Raw genomic sequence first — 24709 nt, forward strand, 5'->3', positions numbered from 1 at the left:
GTCGGTGACGGCGAAGGGCCATCCGTGTTGTTTGAATGCTTTCATCCTCAACCCCTCTTACAGCGCGCGAATGTCGGCGAAGCGGCCGGTGACGGCGGCGGCGGCGGCCATGGCCGGGCTCACCAGGTGGGTGCGGCCGGCGCGGCCCTGACGCCCTTCGAAGTTGCGGTTGCTGGTGGAGGCGCAGCGCTCCCCCGGTTGCAGCCGGTCGTTGTTCATGGCCAGACACATGGAGCAGCCGGGCAGACGCCACTCAAAGCCAGCCTCTATGAAGATCTTGTCGAGCCCCTCGGCCTCGGCCTGGGCCTTCACCTGCTCGGAGCCCGGCACCACCAGCGCCTGCACCCCGGCGGCGACCTTGCGACCGCGGGCGATGGCGGCGGCAGCGCGCAGGTCCTCGATGCGGCTGTTGGTGCAGGAACCGATAAACACCTTGTCGATGGCGACGTCGGAGAGCTTCTGACCCGGTTGCAGATCCATGTAGGCGAGGGCCTTGCGGGCGGATTGCTGCTCCATCAGGTCGCTGAAGGATTCCGGCGCCGGAATGGGTTCATTGACAGCGATCACCTGACCCGGGTTGGTGCCCCAGGTGACCTGCGGGGCGATGTCGGCGGCGTCCAGCACCACTTCGGCATCGAATTTGGCATCGGCATCGCTCTTGAGGCTCTGCCAGTAGGCGATGGCCTGCTCCAGCACCTCGCCCTTGGGAGCGAACTCCTTGCCACGGATATAGTCGATGGTGGTCTGGTCGGGGGCGATCATGCCGGCCTTGGCACCGAGCTCGATGGCCATGTTGCAGACCGTCATGCGCCCTTCCATGGTGAGCCCTTCGATCGCCTCGCCGGCGAACTCCACCACATAGCCGGTACCGCCGGCATGGCCGACCCGGCCTATGATGGCCAGCACCACGTCTTTCGCGCTGATACCTTCGGCCAGTTTGCCGTTGACCGAAATGCGCATGGTCTTGGCACGGCCCTGTTTCAGGGTCTGGGTGGCCATCACATGCTCCACCTCGGAGGTGCCGATGCCGAATGCGAGCGAGCCGAAGGCGCCGTGGGTGGCGGTGTGGGAGTCACCGCAGACGATGGTGGTGCCGGGCAATGTGATGCCAAGCTCCGGTCCCATCACGTGGACGATACCCTGGTATTTGTGGTTGAGATCGTAGAGACGAACACCGAACTCCTTGCAGTTATGGGCCAGCGTCTCCATCTGGATGCGGGCCATCTCGCCGGAGGCGGCGATGTCCTTGGTGGTGGTGGAGACATTGTGATCCATGGTGGCCCAGGTCAGATCCGGGCGACGCAGCTGGCGGTTCATGGCGCGCAGGCCGTCGAATGCCTGCGGGCTGGTCACTTCATGGACCAGGTGGCGGTCGATGTAGATGAGGGGGGTTTCCCCTTCCACTTCCCGTACCACGTGGGCGTCGAATACTTTCTGATAGAGGGTCTTGGCCATTGCTCGGTTTCCTTGTTATCGATGCCGTGGGGTCAGATGCGCGCGGCGATCTGGCTGCCCATCTCGGCCGTGCTCTGCACCGGGTGACGGGCGCTCGCCTGATGCAGGTCGGCGGTGAAGTAGCCTTCGGCCAGGGTCTGGGCCACGGCCTGCTCGATGGCCTGGGCGGCGGCTTCCTGGCCGAGGCTATAGCGCAGCATCAGGGCGGCGGAGAGGATCTGGGCGATGGGGTTCGCGATCCCCTTGCCGGCGATATCCGGGGCCGAGCCACCGGCCGGCTCGAACAGCCCGAAACCGGATTCGTTCAGGCTGGCGGAGGGGAGCAGCCCCATGGAGCCGGTGATCATGGCGCACTCGTCGGAGAGGATGTCGCCGAACAGGTTGGAGCAGAGCAGCACGTCGAACTGGGACGGATCCTTGATGAGCTGCATGGTGGCGTTGTCGATGTACATGTGATTCAGCGCCACGTCCGGATAGGACTTGGCGACTTCGGTCACCACTTCGCGCCACAGGATGGAGGAGGCGAGCACGTTGGCCTTGTCGATGGAGGTGACCTTGGCCTTGCGCACCCGGGCAGATTCGAAGGCTATCTTGGCGATGCGCTCTATCTCGAAGCGGTGGTACACCTCGGTGTCGAATGCCTTCTCGGTGGGGCCTTCCCCTTCACGCCCCTTGGGCTGACCGAAGTAGATGCCGCCGGTCAGCTCGCGCACGCAGGCGATGTCAAAACCGCGATCCGAGATGTCGGCCCGCAGCGGCGAGAACTGCTCGAGGCCGGTGTAGATACGGGCCGGACGCAGGTTGCAGAACAGCTTGAAGTGGGCGCGCAGAGGCAGCAGGGCGCCGCGTTCCGGCTGATCGTTGGGGGGCAGGTGCTCCCACTTGGGGCCGCCCACCGAGCCGAACAGCACGGCGTCGGCCGCTTCACAGCCGGCTATGGTGCTCTGGGGCAGCGGGGTGCCGTGGTTGTCGATGGCGATGCCGCCCACGTCATGGCGCTCGTAGTCGAGGGTGAAGCCGAATTTGGCCTGCACCTTTTCCAGCACCCTGACGGCCTCGGCCATCACTTCCGGGCCAATGCCGTCACCCGGCAATACTGCGATCCGATAACTGCTCATACTCACACGCTCTCCGTATTGATCTTGTCTGTTTTTGCGACGTTGCGTTCCATCTGTTCGGCCACCTGATCGGCGCGCCAGATGCTGTTGATCACGTGGATCAACGCCTGGGCGGAAGACTCTATGATGTCGGTGGCCAGGCCCATGCCATGGAATTTGCGGCCCTTGTACTGTGCGACTATGTCGACCTGGCCGAGGGCGTTCTTGCCCTCCCCCTTGCCCTTGAGTTCGTACTTGTCGATGCTGATCTCGTAGCCGGTGATGCGGTTGATGCACTGGTAGACCGCATCTACCGGGCCGTTACCGGTGGCGGCTTCGCTGACGATCTCCTGGCCCACCTTCAATTTCACCGAGGCGGTGGCCATCACGGAGCTGCCGCTCTGTACGCCGAGGTACTCCAGCTTGAAGTGCTCCGGCTCTTCGTGGATCTGGCTGAAGAAGGCGAGCGCCTCCAGATCGTAATCGAACACCTGCCCCTTCTTGTCGGCCAGGGTGAGGAACTTGGCGTAGAGATCGTCGAGGTCGTAACTGCTCTCGGCGTAGCCCATGGACTCCATCCGGTGTTTGATGACGTGGCGGCCGGAGCGGGAGGTCATGTTGAGGTTGTTCTGGGTGAGGCCGATGCTCTCCGGGGTGATGATTTCGTAGGTGTTTTTCGCCTTGAGCACGCCATCCTGATGGATGCCGGAGCTGTGGGAGAAGGCGTTGGCCCCGACGATGGCCTTGTTCGGCTGCACCGGCATGTTGCAGAGTTGGCTGACCAGGGCGCTGGTGCGATGAATTTCGCTATGGCGAATGTTGGTGTGCACCCCGAGCAGGTCGGCGCGGGTTTTGAGGATCATCGCCACCTCTTCCAGCGAGCAGTTGCCGGCCCGCTCGCCGATGCCGTTGATGGTGCACTCGATCTGGCGGGCCCCCATCTGCACGGCGCCGATGGAGTTGGCCACCGAGAGGCCCAGATCGTCGTGGCAGTGGACCGAGATGATGGCCTGATCGATGTTGGGTACCCGGTTGAACAGGGTCTGGATGATGCCGGAGAACTCGGTCGGTACCGTGTAGCCCACGGTATCGGGAATGTTGATGGTACGAGCGCCGGCCTTGATGGCGGCCTCCACCATGCGGCACAGGTTGTCTATCGGGGTGCGGCCCGCATCTTCACAGGAGAACTCCACGTCGTCGGTATAACGGCGGGCGTGCTTGATGGCGCTGACCCCCATCTCCAGCACGTCTTCGAAGCTCTTCTTGAGCTTGCTCTCGACGTGGATGGAGGAGGTAGAGATAAAGGTGTGGATGCGAAAGGCGTCGGCGACCCGCAGAGCTTCGCCGGCGGCGTCTATGTCCTTGGGCAGGGCGCGGGCGAGGGCACAGACCCGGCTCTGCTTGATGTGACGTGCAATGGTCTGCACCGATTGAAAGTCGCCGGGGGAGGAGACCGGGAACCCCACCTCCATGACGTCGACACCGAGCCGCTCCAGCGCCTGGGCGATCTGCAGCTTCTCCTTGACCGTCAAGCTGGCCGCCAGGGCCTGCTCACCATCGCGCAGGGTGGTGTCGAATATGATGACCCGATCTGACATGTGACTTCCCTCTTCCTAAGTTCGGTGACGTGCATCCTGCGTTGGCATAAAAAAACCCGTGCAGGGTGCACGGGTTTTTGTAAATTCCGGCTATGCCTGAGCCCGGCTACAAGGATCCCGCGCGAGAGGTCGCGATTAGGGAGATTAGTAGTAGCGGAGCGGCAATACGCATGATGAATCAATCCTTGCAGTCGATAACGCTTTTACCAATATCGAGATTTTTATGCTGTGTCAACCGTACGCACCCGGTTCATTTCGCTGGTTTATTTAATCGGATTGTAAAGGAGTGCAAATTTACTTGTCCCATATTCGGCCCTTGCCCGATTATCTGGTCATTCCTGCTGTACTCGATCATCTGTACAATCAGATCGACTTGTCAGTTTCTGCTGAATTATCCGAGGTATTAAATGGAAAAACGTAGACCTGGTCGTCCGGTCGGACGTTCTGACATTCGTGACAAGTTGCTCTGTGCCGCTCGCGAGCGTTTTCTGAACACCCCCTACAGCAAGGTGACGACCCGCGAGATCGCCGAGCTGGCTGGCTCCAATCTGGCCATGATCCACTACTACTTCGGCAGCAAAGAGGGCCTCTACAAGGCGGTGCTGGGGGATGTGGCCGAGCCGCTCGACCAGGCCTGGCACGACGAGACCGGCAACCGCAGCCTCAACGATCTGCTCAACACCTACTACCAGGTGATGGCGCCCAACAGCGAGCTGACCTCCGCCATCTCCAGCGCATTATCGACCGAGAAGAGTCCGGGTCGGGATTTTGTGCTGAACCGTCTGCTGGAACGCCAGCTGCCCCAGTTCGATGCCTTGCTGGAGTCCATGAAAAACAACGGCGAGCTGGGTGACAACCTGGATCCCGAGATGCTGAAGATCTCCTTCCTCAGCATGATGTGGCAGCCCTTCGTGATGAAGGATCTCTACGAGCAGGTGTTCGGCCTGACCGTGGATGAGCACTTCATGGCTCGCCTGGCGGATCACAACTGCCGCCTGATGGAAAACGGCCTGCGCGGCACCCTGAACTGATCATTTGCCACGCTGGTAGCAAAAAGGGCCATTCGGCCCTTTTTTCATAAATCTGTTATTTGAACGTCAACCAAGTGTCACCCCGCCGCCCTAGTCTGCTCTGAGATGCTAGGGAAGGAGGGGTTATGAATAAGATCCAGCAATGGGACCTGCAGGTGTGCCGCATCTGCCTGCTCCACGCCTACAACCGGCCACAGGCCAGGATCAGCAGGCTCATCTCCCGTACCGGTGACGGCCCGCTCTACGCCGTGCTGGCGGCCCTGCTCTGGTGGCAGGGGGAAGCCGAGCGCGAACTGGTGAAGCTGGCACTGCTGGCCTTCGCCCTCGAGCTGCCGCTCTACCTGCTGCTCAAGAATGCCCTCAAACGCCAGCGCCCGGTGGGGCTGCCGGTCTTCATCACTCCCTCCGACCGCTACAGTCTGCCCTCGGGCCACACCGCCGCCGCCTTCCTGATGGCAACCGTGCTGGCGGCCAGCTTCCCGCTCTGGGCGCCGCTGCTGTTCGTCTGGGCCGCGCTGGTGGGAGCGTCCCGTCTGCTGCTGGGGGTCCACTATCTGAGCGACCTGGTGGCCGGCGCCCTGCTCGGTGGTGGCTGCGCCCTGCTGGCGCTCATGTGGGGGCAGGGATGAAGATACTGTTCGGTGTGCAGGGGACCGGCAACGGCCACATCAGTCGCAGCCGCACCCTGGCGCGGGCCTTGCGGGCCCGTGGTCTCGCGGTGGACTATCTGTTCAGCGGCCGCCCTGCTGACGGCTACTTCGAGATGGCCGAATTCGGCGACTACCGCACCTTTCCCGGCATCACCTTCGTCAGCCATGAGGGGGCCATCTCGAACTGGCGCACCCTCAAGGGGCTCTCGCCCCTGCGCTTCTGGCGCGACATGCGAGCGCTCGATTGTCGTGACTACGACCTCGTCATCAGCGATTTCGAGCCTATCAGCGCCCATGCCGCTCGCCGCTGGGACAAGCCGAGCCTCACCATCAGCCATCAGGCGAGTTTCGACTGGCCCATTCCACGCTGGGGGGAGAGCGGCTTCAACCGCCAGCTGATGCGCCACTTCGCGCCGGTGCGCCAGTCCCTCGGGCTGCACTGGTTTCACTTCGGCCAGCCCCTGTTGCCGCCCATCATAGATCCCATCAGCCAGGGGCCCGACAACCAGCAGATCCTGGTCTATCTGCCGTTCGAGCAGACCGAGGCGATCGCGGCCCTGTTGTCGCGCTTCAACCAGCAACGCTTCGTCTGCTTTCATCCGGCCATTCGCAGTGCCAGCCAGTGGCGCAACATCCGCTTCGAGCCGCAAGCCCGTGAGGCGTTCAAGCAGGTGCTGGCCGGCTGTCGCGGGGTCATCACCAACGGTGGTTTCGAGCTCGCCTCGGAGGCGCTCTCCCTTGGCAAAAAGCTGCTGGTCAAGCCGCTGGGAGGCCAGTTCGAGCAGCTGACCAACAGCAAGACCCTGGAACTGATGGGGCTGGCGCGGCTGATGGATGCGCTCGATGCCAACGCGGTGCGGGCCTGGCTGGATGCGACGGCCCCGGGCCAGATCTGCTACCCCGATGTGGCGGGGGAGCTGGCCGGCTGGCTCGCCGCCGGCGCCCTGGAGAGCGTGGCGGATCTCTCCCGCCGGCTGTGGGCCCGAACCCTGTTTCCGGAGGAGGTGTGCGATCGGCTGAGCGAGCTGGAGGAGGGGAGTGCACTCAGTAGTTGCTGGTTATCGCAAGTCAGCGCCTTTGACTAGACTGAGAGGGATCCCACCAAGGAGAGGACGGACACCATGCGCTTTACCAATGAAAACGGCGACACCATGAACCTGGCGGACAATCTCACCCTGCACGAGCTGCTGGACATGGGGGTCAGCATCTCGGTCTGCGAAGAGACGGATCCGGATCAGCAGATCTGGCTGGCGGAGCCGGAACAGGATCACTGATCCGCAGCCTGCCACCAAGGCCCACCCTGGCGGTGGGCCATTTTTTTCCGCTTTTGGCGGCTGTTGCAGCATGATCCGCTGGCTTGCCACCCATCTTCCCCGCATTGTTCCCACCCTTTCCAGCAAGTCACTGAATGTTAATAGTTGTTTGAAATTTATGACTGTTGTGGTCAGACAAAGCCGTGGACAACCGTTCACAAGCGGGTTAAGTTGGTTTTTCACCCGCTTTGCGGGTGAATGATGGAAAAAACCTATTTTTCTACTATCGACAGCGCCGAACTCGCCGGGTCCGTATTCAGACAACAACAACGCACGGGCCGGCGGTGCCGGGAAGCAGCGGACTGCCGATAGCTTTCGCTTAACGGAGCAAAGCCTGGAGGGCTTTATCATGGAGATGTTATCAGGCGCCCAGATGGTGGTTAGAGCGCTGGAAGATCAGGGAGTTGAGCACGTTTTCGGCTACCCTGGTGGCTCAGTGCTCGACATCTATGACGCTCTCTTTGAAAACGGCAAGATGGAGCATGTCCTGGTGCGGCACGAGCAGGCCGCGGTGCACATGGCGGACGGCTACGCCCGCTCCACCGGCAAGGTGGGCACAGTGCTGGTGACCTCGGGTCCCGGCGCCACCAACTGCATCACAGGGATCGCGACCGCCTACATGGACTCCATCCCCCTGGTGATCCTGTCCGGCCAGGTGCCGACCAGCATGATCGGGGAGGATGCGTTCCAGGAGACCGACATGATCGGCATCTCCCGCCCGGTGGTGAAGCACAGCTTCCTGTGCAAGAAAGCCAGCGACATTCCGGCCGCCATCAAGAAGGCCTACTACATTGCCGCCAGCGGCCGCCCGGGGCCGGTGGTGGTGGATCTGCCCAAAGACGTGCAGAACCCGAAAGAGAAATTCCCCTACGAGTACCCGGAGACGGTCTCCCTGCGCTCCTACAACCCGACCAAGTCGGGTCACAAGGGCCAGATCAAGCGTGCCGCCAAGCTGCTGGTGGAGGCGAGCCGGCCGGTGATGTATGTCGGTGGCGGTGCCATCAACGCCAATGCGGATCACCTGGTGACCAAGCTGGCTGAGCTGCTGAACCTGCCGGTGACCACCACCCTGATGGGGCTGGGGGCCTTCTCCGGCACTCATCCGCAGTTCATCGGCATGCTCGGCATGCACGGCACCTTCGAAGCGAACAAGAGCATGCACAACGCGGATCTCATCTTCGCCGTGGGGGCCCGCTTCGATGATCGTGTCACCAACAACGTGGCCAAGTTCTGTCCCAACGCCACCATAGTCCATATCGACATAGATCCCACCTCCATCTCCAAGACGGTGCAGGCCCACGTGCCCATCGTCGGTTCGGTGGAAACCGTGCTGGAGCAGATGCTGGAAGTGATCCGCGAATGCGGTTTTGACAACGACAAGCAGGCGCTGGCGGACTGGTGGAGCCAGATCGGCCAGTGGCGTTCGCGCAACTGCCTGGCCTATGAGACCCACCCCACCCTGATCAAGCCGCAGCAGGTGATCGAGACCCTCTACAAGGTGACCAAGGGGGAGGCGTTCGTGGCCTCCGACGTGGGTCAGCACCAGATGTTTGCCGCCCTCTACTATCCGTTCGCCAAGCCGCGCCAGTGGATCAACTCCGGCGGTCTCGGCACCATGGGGTTCGGCATTCCGGCCGCCATGGGAGCCCAGTTTGCCAACCCGGATGCGGTGGTCTGCTGCGTCACCGGCGATGGCTCGGTGCAGATGAACATTCAGGAACTCTCTACCTGCATGCAGTACGGGGTGCCCATCAAGATCATCTCCATCAACAACCGCGCCCTTGGCATGGTCAAGCAGTGGCAGAAGATGTTCTACGGCGGTCGCCACAGCCACTCCTACATGGAATCCCTGCCTGACTTCGTCAAGCTGGCGGAAGCCTATGGCCACGTCGGCATCGCGGTGAGTGATCCGGCGGAGCTGGAGAGCGCCATGGAGAAGGCCTTCGCCATGAAGGATCGGCTGGTGTTCATGGACATCTCGGTTGACCCGGATGAGCACGTCTATCCCATGCAAATCAAATTTGGCGCCATGGACGAGATGTGGCTGAGCAAGACGGAGAGAACCTGATGAGACATATAATTTCCGTTCTGCTGGAGAACGAATCCGGCGCCCTGAGCCGGGTGGTGGGCCTCTTCTCCCAGCGCGGCTACAACATCGAGACCCTGACGGTGGCCCCCACCGAGGATCCCACCCTGTCGCGCATGACCATAGTCACCATGGGGGACGAGCGGGTGCTGGAGCAGATCCAGAAACAGCTGCACAAGCTGGTGGACGTGCTCAAGGTGTGTGATCTCAGCGAAGGGGAGCACATCGAGCGGGAGATCGCCCTGGTCAAGGCGCGCGCCGCCGGTGGTGGTCGCGACGAGCTGAAACGGCTGGCGGATATCTTCCGCGGCCAGATCGTCGACGTCACCCCCGAGCTCTACACGGTGCAACTGGTGGGGACCAGCGAGAAGCTGGATGCCTTCATCAAGACCGCCGCCCAGACCAACGAGATCGTCGAAGTGGTGCGCTCCGGGGTGTGTGGCATCTCCCGCGCCGACAAGGCGCTGCGTCCCTGAGCCATCGCTTGGCAGCAGGCAGATTAAAGGGGCTCCTCGGAGCCCCTTTCTTGTGGGCGCTTGGTGGAATGGAGGGCTGGCACGAGTCTGTCATTTTCTTTCAAATGATCGGTAAACTATCCACAAAAGCTGTGGAAAACTCTGTAGATTAGCGGTGTGTCTGGCGTTAGTGTGCTGATCTTAAAAGGATATTTGGATCTGATCTGCGCTGGGGCGCAATTGTGCAATCGACTCTGGCGGGTGTGAGTGTTTGCTTATCCCGCCGCCCTTGCCGGGCAGGTGCCCGTCGCCGAGCAGGGGATCCTGCCAGGATCCCGATTTGATCTTGCGGATCAACATTTCCCCAAATCAGCCATAAAAAAACCCGCCTTGCGGCGGGTTTTTCAGCAGGCAGAGCCTCGGACGATTACTCGGCCTGGGCTGCCTGGATACCGGTCAGGGCGATGGTGTAGACGATGTCGTCCACCAGGGCGCCACGGGACAGGTCGTTGACCGGCTTGCGCATGCCTTGCAGCATGGGGCCGATGGAGACCAGATCAGCGGAGCGCTGTACCGCCTTGTAGGTGGTGTTGCCAGTGTTCAGATCCGGGAACACGAACACGGTGGCCTTGCCGGCAACCGGGGAGTTCGGCGCCTTGGACTTGGCCACGTTCTCCATGATGGCTGCATCGTACTGCAGCGGACCGTCGATGATGAGGTCGGGGCGCTTGGCCTTGGCCAGTTCGGTCGCTTCACGCACTTTCTCTACGTCTGCGCCGGCGCCGGAGGTGCCGGTGGAGTAGGAGATCATGGCCACACGCGGCTCGATGCCGAAGGCGGCAGCGGAGTCGGCGGACTGGATGGCGATCTCGGCCAGCTGCTCGGCAGTGGGGTCCGGATTGATCGCGCAGTCACCGTAGACCAGTACCTGATCCGGCAGCAGCATGAAGAAGATGGAGGAGATCAGGGAAGAGCCCGGGGCGGTCTTGATGATCTGCATCGGCGGACGGATGGTGTTGGCAGTGGTGTGCACCGCGCCGGATACCAGACCGTCGACTTCGTTGCGCTCCAGCATCATGGTACCCAGTACCACGTTGTCTTCCAGCTGTTCGCGGGCAACCACTTCGGTCATGCCCTTGTTCTTGCGCAGCTCGACCAGACGGGCCACATAGCGCTCGCGCACGGCAACCGGATCGATGATCTCGACGCGGTCGGTCAGTACCACGCCCTGCTGTTCGGCGACGCGACGGATTTCTTCAGGGTTGCCCAGCAGCACCGGACGGGCGATGCCACGCTCGGCACAGATGGCGGCAGCCTTGATGGTACGCGGCTCTTCCCCTTCCGGTAGCACGACGCGCTTGTTGGCCTGACGGGCCAGCTCGGTCAGCTGGTAACGGAAGGCCGGCGGGCTCAGGCGACGGGAGCGGGTGGACTTGGCGGAGAGAGACTCGATCCAGTGCTTGTCGATGTGGCCAGCCACATAGTCCTGCACCAGCTCGATACGTTCGCGGTCATCTTCCGGGATGTCGACGTTGAAGTTCTGCAGGCTGACGGCGGTCTGCCAGGTGTTGGTGCCGGTGATCATGATCGGCAGGCCGGTAGCCATGGCCTGTTGGCACAGCGCCATCACCTGGGGTTCCGGGTGATAGTTGCCGGTCAGCAGCAGGGCGCCCAGCTTGACACCGTTCATGGCGGAGAGGCAGGCGGAGACGATGACGTCGGAACGGTCGCCGGAGGTGACCAGCAGGCTGCCCGGACGGAAGTGCTCGATCATGTTGTGGATGGAGCGGGCGCAGAAGGTCACGGTCTGCAGACGGCGGCTGTCCAGCTCACCCTTGTGCAGGATCTTGGCAGCCAGGTGCTTGGCGAGATCCTTGGCGCGCGGGGCGATCAGCTGGGTGTTCCAGGGGATGCAGCCGAGGATGCGCAGCGGGCTCTTGCCGAATACCTGCAGTACTTCCAGGTTGTGAGCGGTGTCGGCGCCGTGGTGATGGGCTTCGAACATCTCGGTCAGGTCGGGGCGGGTCACGCCGTGCTCGTCAACCGGTGCGCCCACCTTGTTGATGACGCAGCCCACGATGCGGGGGTTGCTGACGCCACCGAAGTTGGAGCAAGCCAGCTCGATGCGCTCTTTCAGCTTCTGGCTGGAGTCGTTGCCCGGGTGGGTCACGAACACCATGTCGGCGTCCAGCGCCTTGGCGACGTCATAGTTCAGCTTGTTGGCAAACGGCTGCTTGTCGGTCGGCACCATGCCTTCGATGACCAGCACTTCGGCACCGCTGGCCTTCACGTGCTCTTCAAAGCGGGCCACGATCTCTTCCAGCAGGATGTCGGTGTTGCTGGAGGTGATCATGTTCTCGGCGTAGGAGAGGGCAAACGGCTCGGGCGGGTTGATGTTGGCTGCAGCGCGGATCACGGCGGTGGAACGCTCGGTACCGGTTTCACCCGGACGCGGCTGAGCGACCGGTTTGAAGAAGCTGACATTGACACCGTGACGCTCCATGGCGCGAACGACGCCAAGGCTCACGGAAGTTACGCCGACACCAGTGCCGACCGGGATAAGCATAATAGTGCGTGCCACTTTATACCCCTTGTTCATTTTTGGGATCAGGAAAAGGCCGCCCTTGGGCGGCCTTGCTCTACAGCGAAATTATGCGCCGACCAGTTCCAGCGCGTCGTGGGCGATGACCCACTCTTCGTTGGTCGGGATAACCAGGGCCTTGGTGGAGCCAGCCTTGGTGATCTCGCCACCCTTGCCGAAGCGAGCCTTCAGGTTGGCGTCGTGATCGACGTCGAAGCCCAGCAGACCCAGTTTGTTCAGGGTGATTTCACGGATCGGGGCAGAGTTTTCACCGATACCACCGGTGAAGACCACGGCGTCCAGACGACCGTCCATGGCGGCGGCGTAGGCGCCGATGTACTTGGCCAGGCGATAGCAGTAAACGTCCATGGCACGCTTGGCTTCTTCTTTGCTGTCGTAGTTGTCTTCAACGAAACGGCAGTCGGAAGTTACTTCGGTCAGACCCTGCAGGCCGGACTCTTTGGTCAGCATGGTGTTGATCTGATCAACGCTCATGCCCAGCTTGTCGTGCAGGAAGAAGATGATGGCCGGATCGATGTCGCCGGAGCGGGTACCCATCACCAGGCCTTCCAGCGGGGTCAGACCCATGGAGGTGTCGACGGACTGGCCGTTCTTGATGGCGCAGACGGAGCCGCCGTTGCCCAGATGGCAGTTGATGATGTTCAGCTCTTCCACTGGCTTGTTCAGCTGCTTGGCAGCTTCCAGGCTGATGTAGTAGTGGCTGGTGCCGTGGGCGCCGTAGCGACGGATGCCGTTCTCTTTGTAGAGTTTGTACGGCAGGGCGTACAGGAAGGCTTCTTCCGGCATGGTCTGGTGGAAAGCGGTGTCGAACACGGCCACGTTCTTCTCGGCCAGCGCCGGGAACACGCGACGGGCTTCACGAATACCGATCAGGTGAGCCGGGTTGTGCAGCGGGGCGTACGGTACGGCGGCTTCGATGCCGGCGATCACGTCGTCGCAGATGCGCACGGAGGAGGTGAAGCGCTCGCCGCCGTGTACGACACGGTGGCCGATGGCGATCAGGTTCTTGGACAGCTCCGGGTTGAGCGGCAGGATCTTGTTGACGATGTAGTCCAGCGCTTCCTGGTGAGCGGCACCGGCGCCCAGATCGGCACTGCCTTTCTCGCCGTTCAGTTTCCACTTGATGCGGGCGTCGTCGAGGTTGAAGCACTCGGCCAGGCCGGACAGCAGGTCATCACCGGTGGTTGCGTCAATGACAGCAAACTTCAGGGAAGAGCTGCCACAGTTAAGAACAAGAACCAGCTTACTCATGAATAAATCCTATCGCAGATTGGGTTGTGTAGGAGGATGCGTTGGACGCGCTGTGTCCAAAAACTTTCAACTTATCCTTATGAGGGTTGGCAATCTGTTGCTTGCCCCTTGTATAGTGATACAAGACCCGAAATCCAGACGTCCCTGACGGCTCAACGGCAGGCCGTTGGCGCAAAAATTGGGCGTACAAAGGATAACCCGATTGTTGAAAAATAACAAAGTCATCCTCAACCTTTGTTATTGCGCATCAAATATTGTCGTGGTTTTGCCGTTAATACGTTCAAAAAGAGCTCGGAGGTAGCATGAGCATGAACATTTTTGGAACTAAGTTACAGCAAGGCCGTCATTATATGACCCTTTGGCCCCGCCGTCCCGAGCTTAATTCCATGTTCCCGGAGAATCGGGTGATCAAGGCCACCGAGTTCGCCCTCAAGGTGATTCCTGCGCTGGCGGTGCTCAGCGTCATGCTGCAGTTCCAGTTTGGCGAGCAGCACTACTGGCCTTCCGTCATGACCTCGGTGCTGTTTCTGCTCAGCCTGCCGCTGCAGGGCTATTACTGGCTTGGCCAGCGTGCCGATACCCGGTTGCCGCCCTCCCTTGCCAGCTGGTATCGCGAGATCAACGGCAAGATGAACGAACAGGGCGGTCAGCGCCAGCTGGTGGCCCAGCCGAGATACGAAGAGCTGGCCGATACTCTCAACGCCGCCTTCAAGCAGCTGGACAAATCCTTCCTCTACGAGTGAGGCCTGTGGCCCATGACTCGGACAAAGGCGCCTCGCGGCGCCTTTTTCATGGCTGCCGGATCAGGCCGCCAATACCTTGCGGATCTCCTGGATGGAGAGCTTGTACTGGCGCGGGCACTGGCGCCAGACCGCCAGCATGCGCTGGTACTTGTCACGCATGGCGATGTCGCTGGAGAGCTCGTCGCAGGGGCATTTGAGTTCGGGGAAGCGCTTGTCCACCTCCAGCAGGAAGCAGACGTAATCGGCCAGCTCTCGCTCCTGGCTGCGGCTGTAGCCGTTGAACTCCAGCCGGCTGGCATTGATCTCGCCCTGATCGGCTGCGTCCAGGTTGCCCCAGGAGATGGCCAGCGCATGGTGCAACTCCAGGGTGTCGATCACCTCCTGGCAGGTGGCCAGTTCCAGATGACCGAAGCTCTTCTCCAGTTCGAGGATCTGCAGGCAGTAGCCGCGCTCGATAATGGTGCTGGCCCGTTGGTAAAACGCCGCCTTCTCCGGATTGAGTTTGGCCAGGATCTCGTACTGGTTGCTCAGGATCAGACGTTCGGTGTGGCTCATGTTCATGGGCTTTTCTCACTGGAAAATGAAACTGGGGTCACGTTAACCCATATATAGGATGAATTTTTTGATCTGGCAGGGGAGGTTGGCGAGATTGCGGGGCGCTAAATCAACGCAGGCGTGGGCTGGTTAATTAAATGTAACGGCCGGCACCTTGCTTTCTGGCCCGTTGGCGCAACAATAAGGGCGTCATTTGGCTTGTGCCGAAAGATCCGTCACCAAGGCATCCCGTTATGGATGCACACTGCCCCGCCATGGAAAACAACAAGGCTGCCGCCCCTCATCCGGGCAGGTGACCGAATGGGGGAGATCGCGTGTCCCCCGTCTGCAATGCGGAAGGGCTGAGACATGCGAATAAAAAAGGGCCTGCGCTTGCAGGCCCTTTCCATATCAGCAGTACCGGTATCTGTGGTTCAGCCCTTGAGCAGATCGAGCACCACCTGATGGTGATCGCTGGTCTTGAACTTGTCGAAGCGGTGGGCAATCTTGCCCTCTTCGTCGATGAGGAAGCTGAGCCGATGGATACCGTCATACTCCTTGCCCATGAACTTCTTCGGGCCCCAGACGCCAAACGCATCGGCCACCGCATGATCTTCATCGGCCAGCAGGCGGAAGTTCAGGTTGTCGCGCTCCTCGAATTTTTTCAGCCGCTTGGCGCTATCCGGGCTGATGCCGAGCACCACCACATTGAGGGCGGCCAGTTCGGCGTTGACGTCGCGCAGACCGCAGGCCTGGGTGGTGCAGCCCGGGGTCATCGCCTTGGGGTAGAAATAGACGAGCACTTTCTTGCCGCGCAGGTCGGCCAGGCGCACCTGGTTGCCGTCCTGGTCGGAGAGGGAAAAGTCGGGGGCCAGGCTGCCAGCGGATAAAGGTTGCATGGGATCTCCTTGATGAGCCGTCAGGCGTGTTTGTTGTTGACGATGAATTCGAACGATTCTGCGCCCAGTTCACGACAGAATCCGGCGAAGGCCGCCTGCGAGCCGGCCGCCTCTCCCTGCTTGGCCAGATTGAGCTGAAAGCTGGCCTTGAGCAGGTTGAACGGCTGCTGCTCCAGGGTGATGGTCTGCATGGCCTGGATGTCCCAGCCGTGATCGCTGAAGAACTGGGTGCACTGGCTTACGATGCCCGGCTGGTCCCGGATCAGGATCTCGGCGTTGGCGCTGATGTCGTATTGCAGCGACTGGTGGCGCTCGGTGCGTTTCATCATGGTGATGAGGTCCCACTCCTGACTGCGCAGGGGCAGGCTTATCTCGAGCTGCATCAGGCTGTTCCAGTCACCGGACAGCAGCATGATGAAGGTGAATTCATTGCCGAAGATGCCAAGACGGCTGTCGACAATGTTGCAGCCACAACCACTGACGTGGCGGGTGACCTCATTGACGATGCCAGGCCTGTCCGTGCCGATGGCCGTTACGACCAGGTAATGAGTCATAAATCTTCTCTCGTCCATTAGCGGGTGGCGAATGCGGGCGGCGGGCACGTCGACCGAAGGGATCTGGCCCGCGCGGCCGCGTGGCGACCCTGCTGAGAATCTCGTTGTGGCAAGCGTCCTGCCGGGTGGTGGCGGCCCGGTTCCGGCGCCAGTTTCCGGCGCTTGCGCACGGCTGTTTGTGCCGGATGGTAACACGGCTTGGCCGTGGCCTCCCTTGTTTTTCCAAGGGGGCAGCTTTACCATAACGCCCCTGAAAATCGGGAGAAATATCCATGTTGCGCGGTAGTATTGTTGCCCTCGTTACCCCCATGCTGGCTTCAGGTGAAGTCGATTGGGCCAGTCTTGCCAATCTGGTCGAGTATCATGTCAGCGCCGGAACCAGCGCCATCGTCGCGGTGGGGACCACGGGGGAGTCGGTGACCCTGAGCGAGCAGGAGCACATTGCCGTCGTGGAGAAAACCGTGGCACTGGCCGCCGGACGCATCCCGGTCATCGCCGGCTGTGGTTCCAACAATACCGCCCATGCCGTCGCCCTGGCCAAGCGCTTAGCCGAAACCGGCGTGGTGGCGGGTCTCTCGGTCACACCTTATTACAACAAACCCACCCAGGAAGGTCTCTATCGTCACTATTGTGCGATCGCCGAGGCTAGTGGTCTGCCCCAAATTCTTTATAATGTGCCCGGTCGTACCGGTTGCGATCTCAAACCGGAAACGGTAGCCAGACTGGCCAGGGTGCCCGGCATCATAGGCCTGAAAGAGGCCACCGGGGATCTGAGCCGTACACCGCTGCTGCGTGAGCTGTGTGGTGCGCAATTCGCACTTTATAGTGGCGATGATGCCAGTGGATGTGATTTTATGCTGCAAGGCGGTGACGGTGTCATTTCGGTCACCACCAATATTGCAGCGGCCCAGATGGCCGACATGTGTCGTGCTGCGCTGGCCGGCGATGCCGGGCGGGCGCATGACATCAACAATCGATTGATGCCGTTGCATCAGACTCTGTTCTGCGAACCGAGCCCCATCCCGGTGAAATGGGCCTGCGCCCAGCTGGGATTGATTGCGACGGCCACCTTGCGTCTGCCGCTCACCGACCTCACTGCCGAGGGCGAACGGGCGATGGCGCGAGCACTGACGACTGCGGAGTTGATGGCGAGTGTTTAAAGCAAATGGAAAGGGAAATGCAGTGCGCCTGGTGCTGAGCGTGGCGACCGTTGCCGTGCTGGCAGCCTGTAGCTCACCCCAGGAACGCAAGATGGCCAACCGTGGTTTCGAGTACGAGGATGCCCGCCTTGAAGGCCGTGCTTTCCTGGTGCCGGCCGGGTTGAGTACCCCCGCCTTTAACAGCAGTTTCGACATTCCGCCCCTGCCAGAGAGCAGCCGTGACGGTGCCCTCGGGGCCAAGGTGGATGTGCGTCCGCCCGCCCAGCTGCTGACCGTGGTACCGGGCAGCCAGGTGGTGACCAATGCCGGTGAACCTACCATGGCCTTCTATGCCCTCAGCACCTCCCAGAGCGTGGAGCGCGATACCTGGGCCTTCCTGATGAACTTCCTCGCCCAGTACAAGGTCACCACCGAGAAGCTGGACCAGCAGGCCGGCGTGTTGCAAACCGGCTGGTTTGACAACACCAAGGCGCTCGACGGCTGGAGCGAAGAGGACGACGACTTCGTCATTCGCCAGCGCTACCAGTTCACCCTGCGCAACGATCCCCAGCGCCACGCCGTCAACATGTCGGTCCGGGTGCTGGATCACGAGGAGACCATCGATGGCGAGACCAGCAAGGAGCTGACCCCGGCCGATGCCCAGCGCTACGCGACCCGGGCCCTCAACCAGTTCTCGCTCTACTACGACAAGCAGCTCAAGTCCCGCGAACAGCACAAGGCCAACGATGGCATGGGGCTGGAACTGGGTCTGGACAACAACGAGCTGAGCGCCTGGATCGTTGACGGCTCGTTTGACCAGGTGTGGCGTCGTCTCAATCAGGTGCTGCCGGCCTACGGCTTCACCATCAAGGATACCCAGCAGTCGCTGGGCTGGATCGACGTGGAGTACGACGAGCCGGGCAGCGAGTTCTGGAAGGCCAAGGGCAGCGAGCCGTTCAAGCTGGACGAAGACAAGTATCGCTTCCAGCTTGGCGAGATGGCGGGGGGCAAGACCTCCATCACCCTGTTCGACAAGGACAAGAAGCCCGTGTCGTCCGGTGTCATCTCCCAGATGTACATCAGCCTGTCCGAGGCGTTCGCCAAGGGTCTGGCTGACCAAGCTGCAAAAACAGAATAGAAACAGGGGCCTTGTGCCCCTGTTTTGTTATGTTAACCCCCCACAAACAGGAAGTGTTATTAGCCATGAGTCTTGCAGACCAAGTATTGGCGGTGAACGATGATTTGCCGATCCGTACCGATAAACCCGTCCATTCCGGTAAAGTGCGCAGCGTCTACTGGCTGACCGCCGCAGACAGTGCCCGCCTCATCCGCGAGAAGGGTTACGACGTGCCGGCGGATGCGCCGCTCGCCATCATGGTGATCAGCGACCGGATCTCGGCCTTCGACTGCATCTGGCAGGGTGTGGACGGGCTCAACGGTGTGCCGGGCAAAGGGGCTGCGCTCAACGCCATCTCCAGCCACTGGTTCAAGCTGTTCAAGGAGAAGGGGCTGGCCGACAGCCATATCCTGGACATCCCCCATCCCTTCGTCTGGATCGTGCAAAAAGCCCGTCCCGTGATGATCGAGGCGATCGCCCGCCAGTACATCACCGGCTCCATGTGGCGTGCCTACAAGGATGGCGAGCGCGAGTTCTGCGGCATCACCCTGCCGGAAGGACTGAAAAAGGATCAGAAGCTGCCGGAGATCCTCATCACCCCCTCCACCAAGGGCGTGCTGAAAGGGCTGGACGGCGTGCCGGAAGCCGATGACGTCAACGTCTCCCGTGCCGACATCGAACGCCACTACCAGGGCTTCAACTTCAGCAAGCCGGCCGACATCGACCGCTACGAAGTGCTGCTCAAAGAAGGCTTCAACGTCATCAGTGACGCGCTGGCCGAGCTGGATCAGGTCTTCGTCGACACCAAGTTCGAGTTTGGCTACGTCCAGGATGCCGCCGGCAACGAAAAGCTGATCTACATGGATGAAGTGGGCACCCCGGACAGCTCCCGCATCTGGGACGGCGCCGCCCTGCGCGACGGCCAGATCGTCGAGAAGTCCAAAGAGGGCTTCCGCCAGTGGCTGCTCAATCACTTCCCGGATCCGGACATCCTGCTGAACAAGCACCGCATGCCCGAGCGCTTCGCCCTGGCCCGCGACAACAAGTTGCCGACCGAGGTGATGATGGACATCTCCAACACCTACGTGGGGATCGCAGAGAAGATCATCGGTCAGCCGCTGGTTCGCAGCGCCAATCCGAAGCAGGAGATCATCGAGGTGCTGCGCGAGCAGTACGGGCTGATCGACTGAGGCGTACCGCCTTTTTTACTGTCGTAAAAACAAACGTTTGCCACCTGCCGGTACGGCAGCGGTCACGGAACGGGCCCCATCAAGGGGCCCGTTTTTGTTGCCGTGCCGACTGGGCGGCAGAAGGGCGGTGATCAGCCGTTGACCCTGAACACCTGGCCGGTCTGTACGCCCAGTACCGATTTCTGGTAGGCCTGCGCCACCCTGGCGGCGGGCACGGGGACGAAGCCCGGGAAGAAGCTGGCGTATTTATCCATCGACTCCTCCAGCACGGTCGGGCTCACCACGTTGATGCGCAGGCCCCGCGGCAGTTCGCAGGCGGCCGCCTTGACGAAGTGCTCGACGGCGCCGTTGATGGTGGTGACGCTGGCGCCCCAGTTGATGGGCTCCTCGCTCAGGATACCGCTGATCAGGGTGATGGAGCCCTTGTCGTTGAGGTGGGGGATGGCGGCGCGGGTCAGGTTGATCTGGCCCATCAGCTTGCTCTGGATACCCAGCTGCCACTCTTCATCGGTCATCTCGGTCAGGGCGTTGAACGCGGCGCTGCCGCTGGCCACTACCAGCGCATCGAACTGCCCCAGCTTGGCAAACAGCCCCTTGATGGAGGCGGGATCGCGCATGTCGACCCTGGCATCCCCCTGGCTGTGGCCGACCCGGATCACCTGGTGATCCTTGGCAAGCAAGTCGCTGACGGCGGAGCCGACGGTGCCGGAGGCACCCACAATCACAATCTTCATCTGTTTCACTCCTGGTTGGGATGTGTTGATTCTAGCGCGATGAAAAGGGAGAAAAAGCGCGTAAAATAAACCCATTGTTTCCAAATTGGAGCTAATGATGGATATCGCCCATCTGGCCAGTTTCTACGAAGTGGTACAAAGGGGCAGTTTCTCCGCCGCCGCCGATGCGCTGGGGGTGAGCAAGGGGATGCTGAGCCGTCATGTCAGTGCGCTGGAGTCCTCTCTCAATGCCCAGTTGCTGCAACGCACCACCCGCCGGCTCAGCCTGACCGAGGCGGGCTCGACCCTCTACCAGCAGGCGGGGGAGATCTTCGCGCTGGCCCGTCAGGCGGAGCAGGATATCCAGGCCCTGACCGAAGAGGATGGCGGCCGGCTGCGCTTCACCTGCCCGATCAGCGCCGGCGATCGCATGGTGAGTGAGCTGCTGGCTCGCTTCGCCGAGCTTTGCCCCGGGGTTGCGGTCGAGCTCAACTTCACCAATCAGATGGTCGACATGAGTCAGGGTGAGCATGATATCGCCTTGCGCGCCATGAGCGAGGTGCCCGACAACCTGGTGGCCATGCCGCTGGGCCGGCTCAGGGATGTGGTGGTGGCGAGCCCTACACTGGTGGCACGGGAGGGCAAGCCGGCCACCCCTTATGAGCTCAGCGGGCGTGCCTGCCTGCTCATGGGGAGCAACCCGGCCTGGGAGCAGTGGCACTTCAGCCGGGAGGGGGAGGAGGCGCATATCCTGGTGCAAGGCAAGGTGCGGGCCAATCACTACAGCACGGCGCTGCAGCTGGCCCGGGCGGGGTTGGGCTATGCCAAGTGTCCGCTGGTTGCGGTGGATGCCCTACTGGCGGCGGGGGAGCTGGTGACCGTGCTCGATGGGTGGCACAGCGGCCTGCACCCGCTTCATATCCTGCATGCCCAGCAGCGGCGAGTGCCGCGCAAGATCCGGCTGTTCAAACAGGTGCTGGCCCAGTGGTTTGCCGAGCGGCCCCACTACCTGCTCTGAACTGCCGTTATTTTTCTGTCATCTTCGGCTGCTAGCCTGCGCCCATCAACGCGATCAGGAAGATGAACGAAGATGAAGGGTTGTCGATATCGAAATGGTGTGTCGCTGCTGTGCGCCGCACTGGGCATGAACATGATGCTGGGCACAGGCTCGGCGCATGCTGCGGTTGAGGTGACGGTGCCGGCGGATTTCCAGATCCTGGCGGTGAGCGCTGGCACCCTGCACGACGAGCAGCACGCCACCCTGCCGGATGGCGAGCAGCAGCTGCTGGTGCGTTATGAAGGGGTGATCCCGAGTCGCAGCAGCAGCGAGAATGACCGCCAGCTGCGCTCCGCGCCTCAGGTGCTGCGCTATCAGGCCAGCCAGCAACAATTACAGCTGGTCGCCAACTTGCCGAGTGATGAGCGGGGCATGGCGCAGTATGCCAAGTCTCCCGTCATGGGGCTGCAGGCCGACGGCAAGGTGATGGCGAGCGAGCAGGATGCGCTGGTGACCAGCGGCATGCTGATCGGCATGGACTGGCGCGCCAAGCTGGCCGAATACAACCAGCGCGGTGGCAAGGCGGCGCTGACGGCGGCTTCTGTTTCTGCACTTCCTGCGGCCGTGGTCGCCAGCGAGATTGCGCCGGTAGCGGCCAGCGAGCTGGAGGGGCAGTTGCAGCAACTCTTCCTCAAGGCGGATCCGGCCCTGCGCAAGCGCTTTGTCAGCTGGGCCGTGCCGCGGCTTTAAGTTTGCCGTCCGTTGCAGTAACGTGGGGGCTCTCATCGTGTCTAGCGCCCATCTTATTGCAACGAGGTCTTCATGTTTGAATTGCACAGTCGCCTGCAGGCGGATACCCGCCTGCTCGGCGATCTGCCCCTCTGCCGCGTCCTGCTGGCCAAGGACAGCCAGTATCCCTGGCTCATCTTGGTGCCGAGAGTGGCCAATCTACGGGAAATCCACCACCTGGCGCCGGCCCAGCAACAGCAGCTGATGCAGGAGTCCTGCGCGGTGGCGAACCTGATGGAGCAGGCGCTGCGCCCGGACAAGATCAACGTGGCGGCGCTCGGCAACCTGGTGCCCCAGCTGCATCTGCACCACGTGGCCCGTTTCAGTACCGACAAGGCCTGGCCTGGCCCCATCTGGGGGGCTCATCCCTCCTTGCCCTATGATGAATCGACCCTGCAGCGGGAAGCCGCCGGCTGGCGACTCAAGCTGGCCAATCTGGCCGGATTCACTCCCCTTGAAACTGACAGTTGAATCAAGTGAGAGGCGGCTCGCTATTTCGACGCCCGGGCCGCGCTATCTGTTAGAGTTATGGTATAGATAAGCCCATTTTCGATGTTCAGGAAGGTCCCATGATAGTGACAAGAGCCGACGATGATACCGTATTGACCACAGAGGACGTGCTGTTGAGCCTGTGCCATTCGGTGACGGATGTATTGAGTGCGGCAACCCAGAGTCAGGTGCGTTTCTCCGGCATGGTGCAGCGGATCAGCAAGACCTGCCTCAAGCCGGATATCGGCTGCTTCGTGCTGTTTGACGGCGGCTTCTCCGGCCTGGTGGTGATCAACTTCTCCGCCTCCGCCGCCATGGAGCTGTACGAGAGCTACATGCTCAGCATGGGGCTCTCCAAGGAAGATCTCGCCATCTCCCACACCTCGGACGAGGTGAGCAACGTCATGGGCGAGCTGATGAACCAGATCGTCGGCAGCTTCACCGTCAAGGTGGGCCGGGATCTGCAGACCCACATCACCCAGAACCAGCCCAAGATGCTGGCCCTCAACAAGCAGGTGATGCTGAGCGTCGATACCAACCTCGACAGCCCGGAGTCGCGCCGGGTCACTTTCTTCACCGCCCGCAACAACATCTTCTATCTGGAGCTGGCGATGGACAAAACCGAGTTCATCCGCATCCACAACGATGGCATGGATCAGGAAGAGCTGGATCCCGATGCCCTGATCGCCCAGACCAAGCGCGAGTCTGCCCAGCCGGCTCCGGCCGCCGCCCCGGTAGCCAACGATCACGACGATCTGCTGGACTCCCTCGGGATCTGATTTTCCCGCCGTCCGCAATGCACGAGGCCACCCATGGGGTGGCCTCGTTTGTTGGTGCTGCTCGCCGCTAGAAGTTGTAGAGCAGACCCGTGCTGAAACGGGTGGACTGGCTGTCGTAGAAGTCGATGTCCGAGTCGGCATTGGAGTAGGCTGCGGTGAAGGTGGCGGCCAGGGCCTTGACGCCGAACAGGTTGTGCCAGAAGAAGGTACCGTTGACGGCGAATTCGTCCGCGTCGGCATGCTGGCCGAAGATGGGGTTCGCCTCGTCGTACTTGCGCTTGCCGGTGTAGAGGTTGCTGACGAAGGACCACTGGGGGCCGCGCTTGGCGTAGGTCAACTTCAGGCCGGTGTTCTTGAAGCTCTCGGCGCTGCCGTCCAGGCGAGCCTCCTTGTAGAGGATGGCCGGCTCCAGCAGCTGGTTGCCGCCGAAATGGAACTGGTAGGAGAGCTCCATGTCGTGCACCTTGCCGTTGCGATCCAGCATGCCGGCGTAGTGGGTGCCGTGGCTCTGATCATACTGCTGGCCGCTGCGCTCCTCGTCCATGTCCACCTCCCGGGTTGTCAGGTTGCCGTAGAAGTTGCTGCCCCAGATCTTGTCCCAGGCGAAACGGGCCCCTTTTGACTTCAGATCGGTCGAGCTGCGGTCCACGCCGGTGGCGAAGGGATCGCTCCACAGCTCCACCGGCATGACGTTGAACACCAGCGAGGTGGCGACTATGCCCTTGTCGCCCATCTCCTGGCGCAGGCCGAGCTGCTGGGTGAAGTCGAAACGCACCGCATCCTGGATCAGGTTGCCGAGGAAGATCTGGGTGCGGGTATCGGCGAAGGTATAGCGGATGTCGGCGTTGAGCAGCGGCGTCAGGCCGCTCTCGCTGTCGGGCGAGCCGAGATCATTGATACGGCTGTGGTTGTCATCGCCCGCGTAGAAGTTGGACTGGTAGCTGACGGCGTTGACCCCGCCCAGCAGAAAGCCGGACCAGCCTGACTGCTTGGGGATCTCGCCCAGGTCGGCGTGGGCGGCATTGGCTGCCAGCAGGCCAAGACTCAGCAGGGTGAGATTGCGCATCGATGAGACTCCTGAATTATCAGTTGGTTGAATTGAACGGCCTGGCATTATAGCCAGCCAGGCTTAATCCGGGCTGACCGAATTGACTCCGGCATGCTACCCCAGCGGGCGGAGGAGGTTAATCGATAATTTATCGTGCGACGGCAGAAGAGTTCGGCGCGT

At 61.5% G+C, this 24709-nt stretch carries 24 protein-coding genes; 14 read left to right on the plus strand and 10 right to left on the minus strand.

Going from position 1 to position 24709, the window contains the following annotated elements; all coding sequences use genetic code 11:
- Window positions 1-57 precede the first annotated feature (57 nt).
- From leuC to leuA, 3 genes are read right to left on the minus strand one after another with little or no spacing between them, the layout of a single operon-like run.
- Window positions 58-1455, minus strand: a complete 1398-nt coding sequence (gene leuC, locus I6L38_RS01235; RefSeq protein WP_139431550.1) for a 3-isopropylmalate dehydratase large subunit — start codon at window positions 1453-1455, stop codon at window positions 58-60.
- Between the two features lie 32 nt (window positions 1456-1487).
- Window positions 1488-2573, minus strand: a complete 1086-nt coding sequence (gene leuB, locus I6L38_RS01240) for a 3-isopropylmalate dehydrogenase (protein ID WP_216989025.1) — start codon at window positions 2571-2573, stop codon at window positions 1488-1490.
- Window positions 2574-2575: 2 nt separating this feature from the next.
- Window positions 2576-4150 (minus strand): 2-isopropylmalate synthase, encoded by a 1575-nt coding sequence (gene leuA / locus I6L38_RS01245; protein ID WP_043171981.1) that lies wholly within the window; start codon window positions 4148-4150, stop codon window positions 2576-2578.
- A 407-nt stretch (window positions 4151-4557) separates the two neighbouring features.
- Here leuA and I6L38_RS01250 point away from each other — a divergent pair, with 407 nt between their 5' ends.
- From I6L38_RS01250 to ilvN, 6 genes are all read left to right on the plus strand, one after another.
- Entirely contained in the window at window positions 4558-5181 is a 624-nt protein-coding gene (locus tag I6L38_RS01250; protein WP_005304358.1) for a TetR/AcrR family transcriptional regulator, read from the plus strand.
- 125 nt (window positions 5182-5306) lie between these two features.
- Window positions 5307-5810: a phosphatase PAP2 family protein gene (locus tag I6L38_RS01255; RefSeq protein ID WP_010634973.1), complete on the plus strand. Its 504-nt coding sequence runs from the start codon at window positions 5307-5309 to the stop codon at window positions 5808-5810.
- Complete coding sequence (locus I6L38_RS01260) at window positions 5807-6916, plus strand: MJ1255/VC2487 family glycosyltransferase (RefSeq protein ID WP_216989026.1); 1110 nt, start codon at window positions 5807-5809, stop codon at window positions 6914-6916. The genes I6L38_RS01255 and I6L38_RS01260 overlap by 4 nt, the downstream gene beginning before the upstream one ends.
- Before the next feature lie 36 nt (window positions 6917-6952).
- Window positions 6953-7105 carry a hypothetical protein gene (locus tag I6L38_RS01265; protein ID WP_005304348.1) on the plus strand — a complete coding sequence of 51 codons (153 nt, stop codon included), beginning with the start codon at window positions 6953-6955 and terminating at the stop codon, window positions 7103-7105.
- A 388-nt stretch (window positions 7106-7493) separates the two neighbouring features.
- Window positions 7494-9212 (plus strand): acetolactate synthase 3 large subunit, encoded by a 1719-nt coding sequence (locus tag I6L38_RS01270; protein WP_005304345.1) that lies wholly within the window; start codon window positions 7494-7496, stop codon window positions 9210-9212.
- Window positions 9212-9706: an acetolactate synthase small subunit gene (ilvN, locus tag I6L38_RS01275; protein WP_005304342.1), complete on the plus strand. Its 495-nt coding sequence runs from the start codon at window positions 9212-9214 to the stop codon at window positions 9704-9706. Before I6L38_RS01270 ends, ilvN begins: the two co-directional genes overlap by 1 nt.
- A 406-nt stretch (window positions 9707-10112) precedes the next feature.
- Here ilvN and pta read toward each other — a convergent pair whose 3' ends face one another.
- Window positions 10113-12284, minus strand: coding sequence for a phosphate acetyltransferase (gene pta, locus I6L38_RS01280; RefSeq protein WP_017763828.1), 2172 nt, complete (start codon window positions 12282-12284; stop codon window positions 10113-10115).
- Window positions 12285-12335: 51 nt separating this feature from the next.
- Window positions 12336-13538 carry an acetate kinase gene (locus tag I6L38_RS01285; protein ID WP_005304335.1) on the minus strand — a complete coding sequence of 401 codons (1203 nt, stop codon included), beginning with the start codon at window positions 13536-13538 and terminating at the stop codon, window positions 12336-12338.
- Between the two features lie 302 nt (window positions 13539-13840).
- On the opposite strand from I6L38_RS01285, the gene yfbV reads away from it, so the two are divergent.
- A complete protein-coding gene (gene yfbV / locus I6L38_RS01290; RefSeq protein WP_017779105.1) occupies window positions 13841-14281 on the plus strand; it encodes a terminus macrodomain insulation protein YfbV in 441 nt (146 codons plus the stop codon).
- 60 nt (window positions 14282-14341) lie between these two features.
- On the opposite strand, the gene I6L38_RS01295 is transcribed toward yfbV, so the two are convergent.
- From I6L38_RS01295 to I6L38_RS01305, 3 genes are all read right to left on the minus strand, one after another.
- Window positions 14342-14842, minus strand: coding sequence for a YfbU family protein (locus I6L38_RS01295; protein ID WP_024942265.1), 501 nt, complete (start codon window positions 14840-14842; stop codon window positions 14342-14344).
- Window positions 14843-15249: 407 nt separating this feature from the next.
- On the minus strand, window positions 15250-15714 hold the full coding sequence (gene bcp / locus I6L38_RS01300; RefSeq protein ID WP_005304326.1) for a thioredoxin-dependent thiol peroxidase: 465 nt from the start codon (window positions 15712-15714) through the stop codon (window positions 15250-15252).
- 20 nt (window positions 15715-15734) lie between these two features.
- Entirely contained in the window at window positions 15735-16268 is a 534-nt protein-coding gene (locus I6L38_RS01305) for a glycine cleavage system protein R (RefSeq protein WP_005304323.1), read from the minus strand.
- Between the two features lie 272 nt (window positions 16269-16540).
- Between I6L38_RS01305 and dapA the strand changes: the two genes are divergently transcribed.
- From dapA to I6L38_RS01320, 3 genes are all read left to right on the plus strand, one after another.
- Window positions 16541-17428 (plus strand): 4-hydroxy-tetrahydrodipicolinate synthase, encoded by an 888-nt coding sequence (dapA, locus tag I6L38_RS01310; protein ID WP_201881767.1) that lies wholly within the window; start codon window positions 16541-16543, stop codon window positions 17426-17428.
- Entirely contained in the window at window positions 17421-18545 is a 1125-nt protein-coding gene (gene bamC, locus I6L38_RS01315; RefSeq protein WP_017779109.1) for an outer membrane protein assembly factor BamC, read from the plus strand. The genes dapA and bamC overlap by 8 nt, the downstream gene beginning before the upstream one ends.
- 65 nt (window positions 18546-18610) lie before the next feature.
- Complete coding sequence (locus tag I6L38_RS01320; RefSeq protein ID WP_010634965.1) at window positions 18611-19714, plus strand: phosphoribosylaminoimidazolesuccinocarboxamide synthase; 1104 nt, start codon at window positions 18611-18613, stop codon at window positions 19712-19714.
- A gap of 131 nt (window positions 19715-19845) precedes the next feature.
- Here I6L38_RS01320 and I6L38_RS01325 read toward each other — a convergent pair whose 3' ends face one another.
- Complete coding sequence (locus tag I6L38_RS01325) at window positions 19846-20448, minus strand: short chain dehydrogenase (RefSeq protein WP_043171983.1); 603 nt, start codon at window positions 20446-20448, stop codon at window positions 19846-19848.
- Between the two features lie 97 nt (window positions 20449-20545).
- Here I6L38_RS01325 and I6L38_RS01330 point away from each other — a divergent pair, with 97 nt between their 5' ends.
- From I6L38_RS01330 to I6L38_RS01345, 4 genes are all read left to right on the plus strand, one after another.
- Window positions 20546-21445 carry a LysR family transcriptional regulator gene (locus I6L38_RS01330; protein ID WP_043171984.1) on the plus strand — a complete coding sequence of 300 codons (900 nt, stop codon included), beginning with the start codon at window positions 20546-20548 and terminating at the stop codon, window positions 21443-21445.
- A 72-nt stretch (window positions 21446-21517) separates the two neighbouring features.
- Window positions 21518-22174, plus strand: a complete 657-nt coding sequence (locus tag I6L38_RS01335; protein WP_043171985.1) for a DUF2057 domain-containing protein — start codon at window positions 21518-21520, stop codon at window positions 22172-22174.
- Window positions 22175-22246: 72 nt separating this feature from the next.
- Window positions 22247-22684, plus strand: a complete 438-nt coding sequence (locus tag I6L38_RS01340; protein WP_043171986.1) for an HIT domain-containing protein — start codon at window positions 22247-22249, stop codon at window positions 22682-22684.
- A gap of 98 nt (window positions 22685-22782) precedes the next feature.
- Window positions 22783-23481, plus strand: coding sequence for a DUF3334 family protein (locus I6L38_RS01345; protein WP_043171987.1), 699 nt, complete (start codon window positions 22783-22785; stop codon window positions 23479-23481).
- A 67-nt stretch (window positions 23482-23548) separates the two neighbouring features.
- Here the strand turns inward: I6L38_RS01345 and I6L38_RS01350 are convergent, their stop codons facing one another.
- Window positions 23549-24547: a DUF2860 family protein gene (locus I6L38_RS01350; RefSeq protein ID WP_010634959.1), complete on the minus strand. Its 999-nt coding sequence runs from the start codon at window positions 24545-24547 to the stop codon at window positions 23549-23551.
- Window positions 24548-24709 lie beyond the last annotated feature (162 nt).

It is taken from the genome of Aeromonas sp. FDAARGOS 1408, assembly GCF_019048665.1.
In the GTDB taxonomy this organism is placed as follows: Bacteria; Pseudomonadota; Gammaproteobacteria; order Enterobacterales; family Aeromonadaceae; genus Aeromonas; species Aeromonas dhakensis.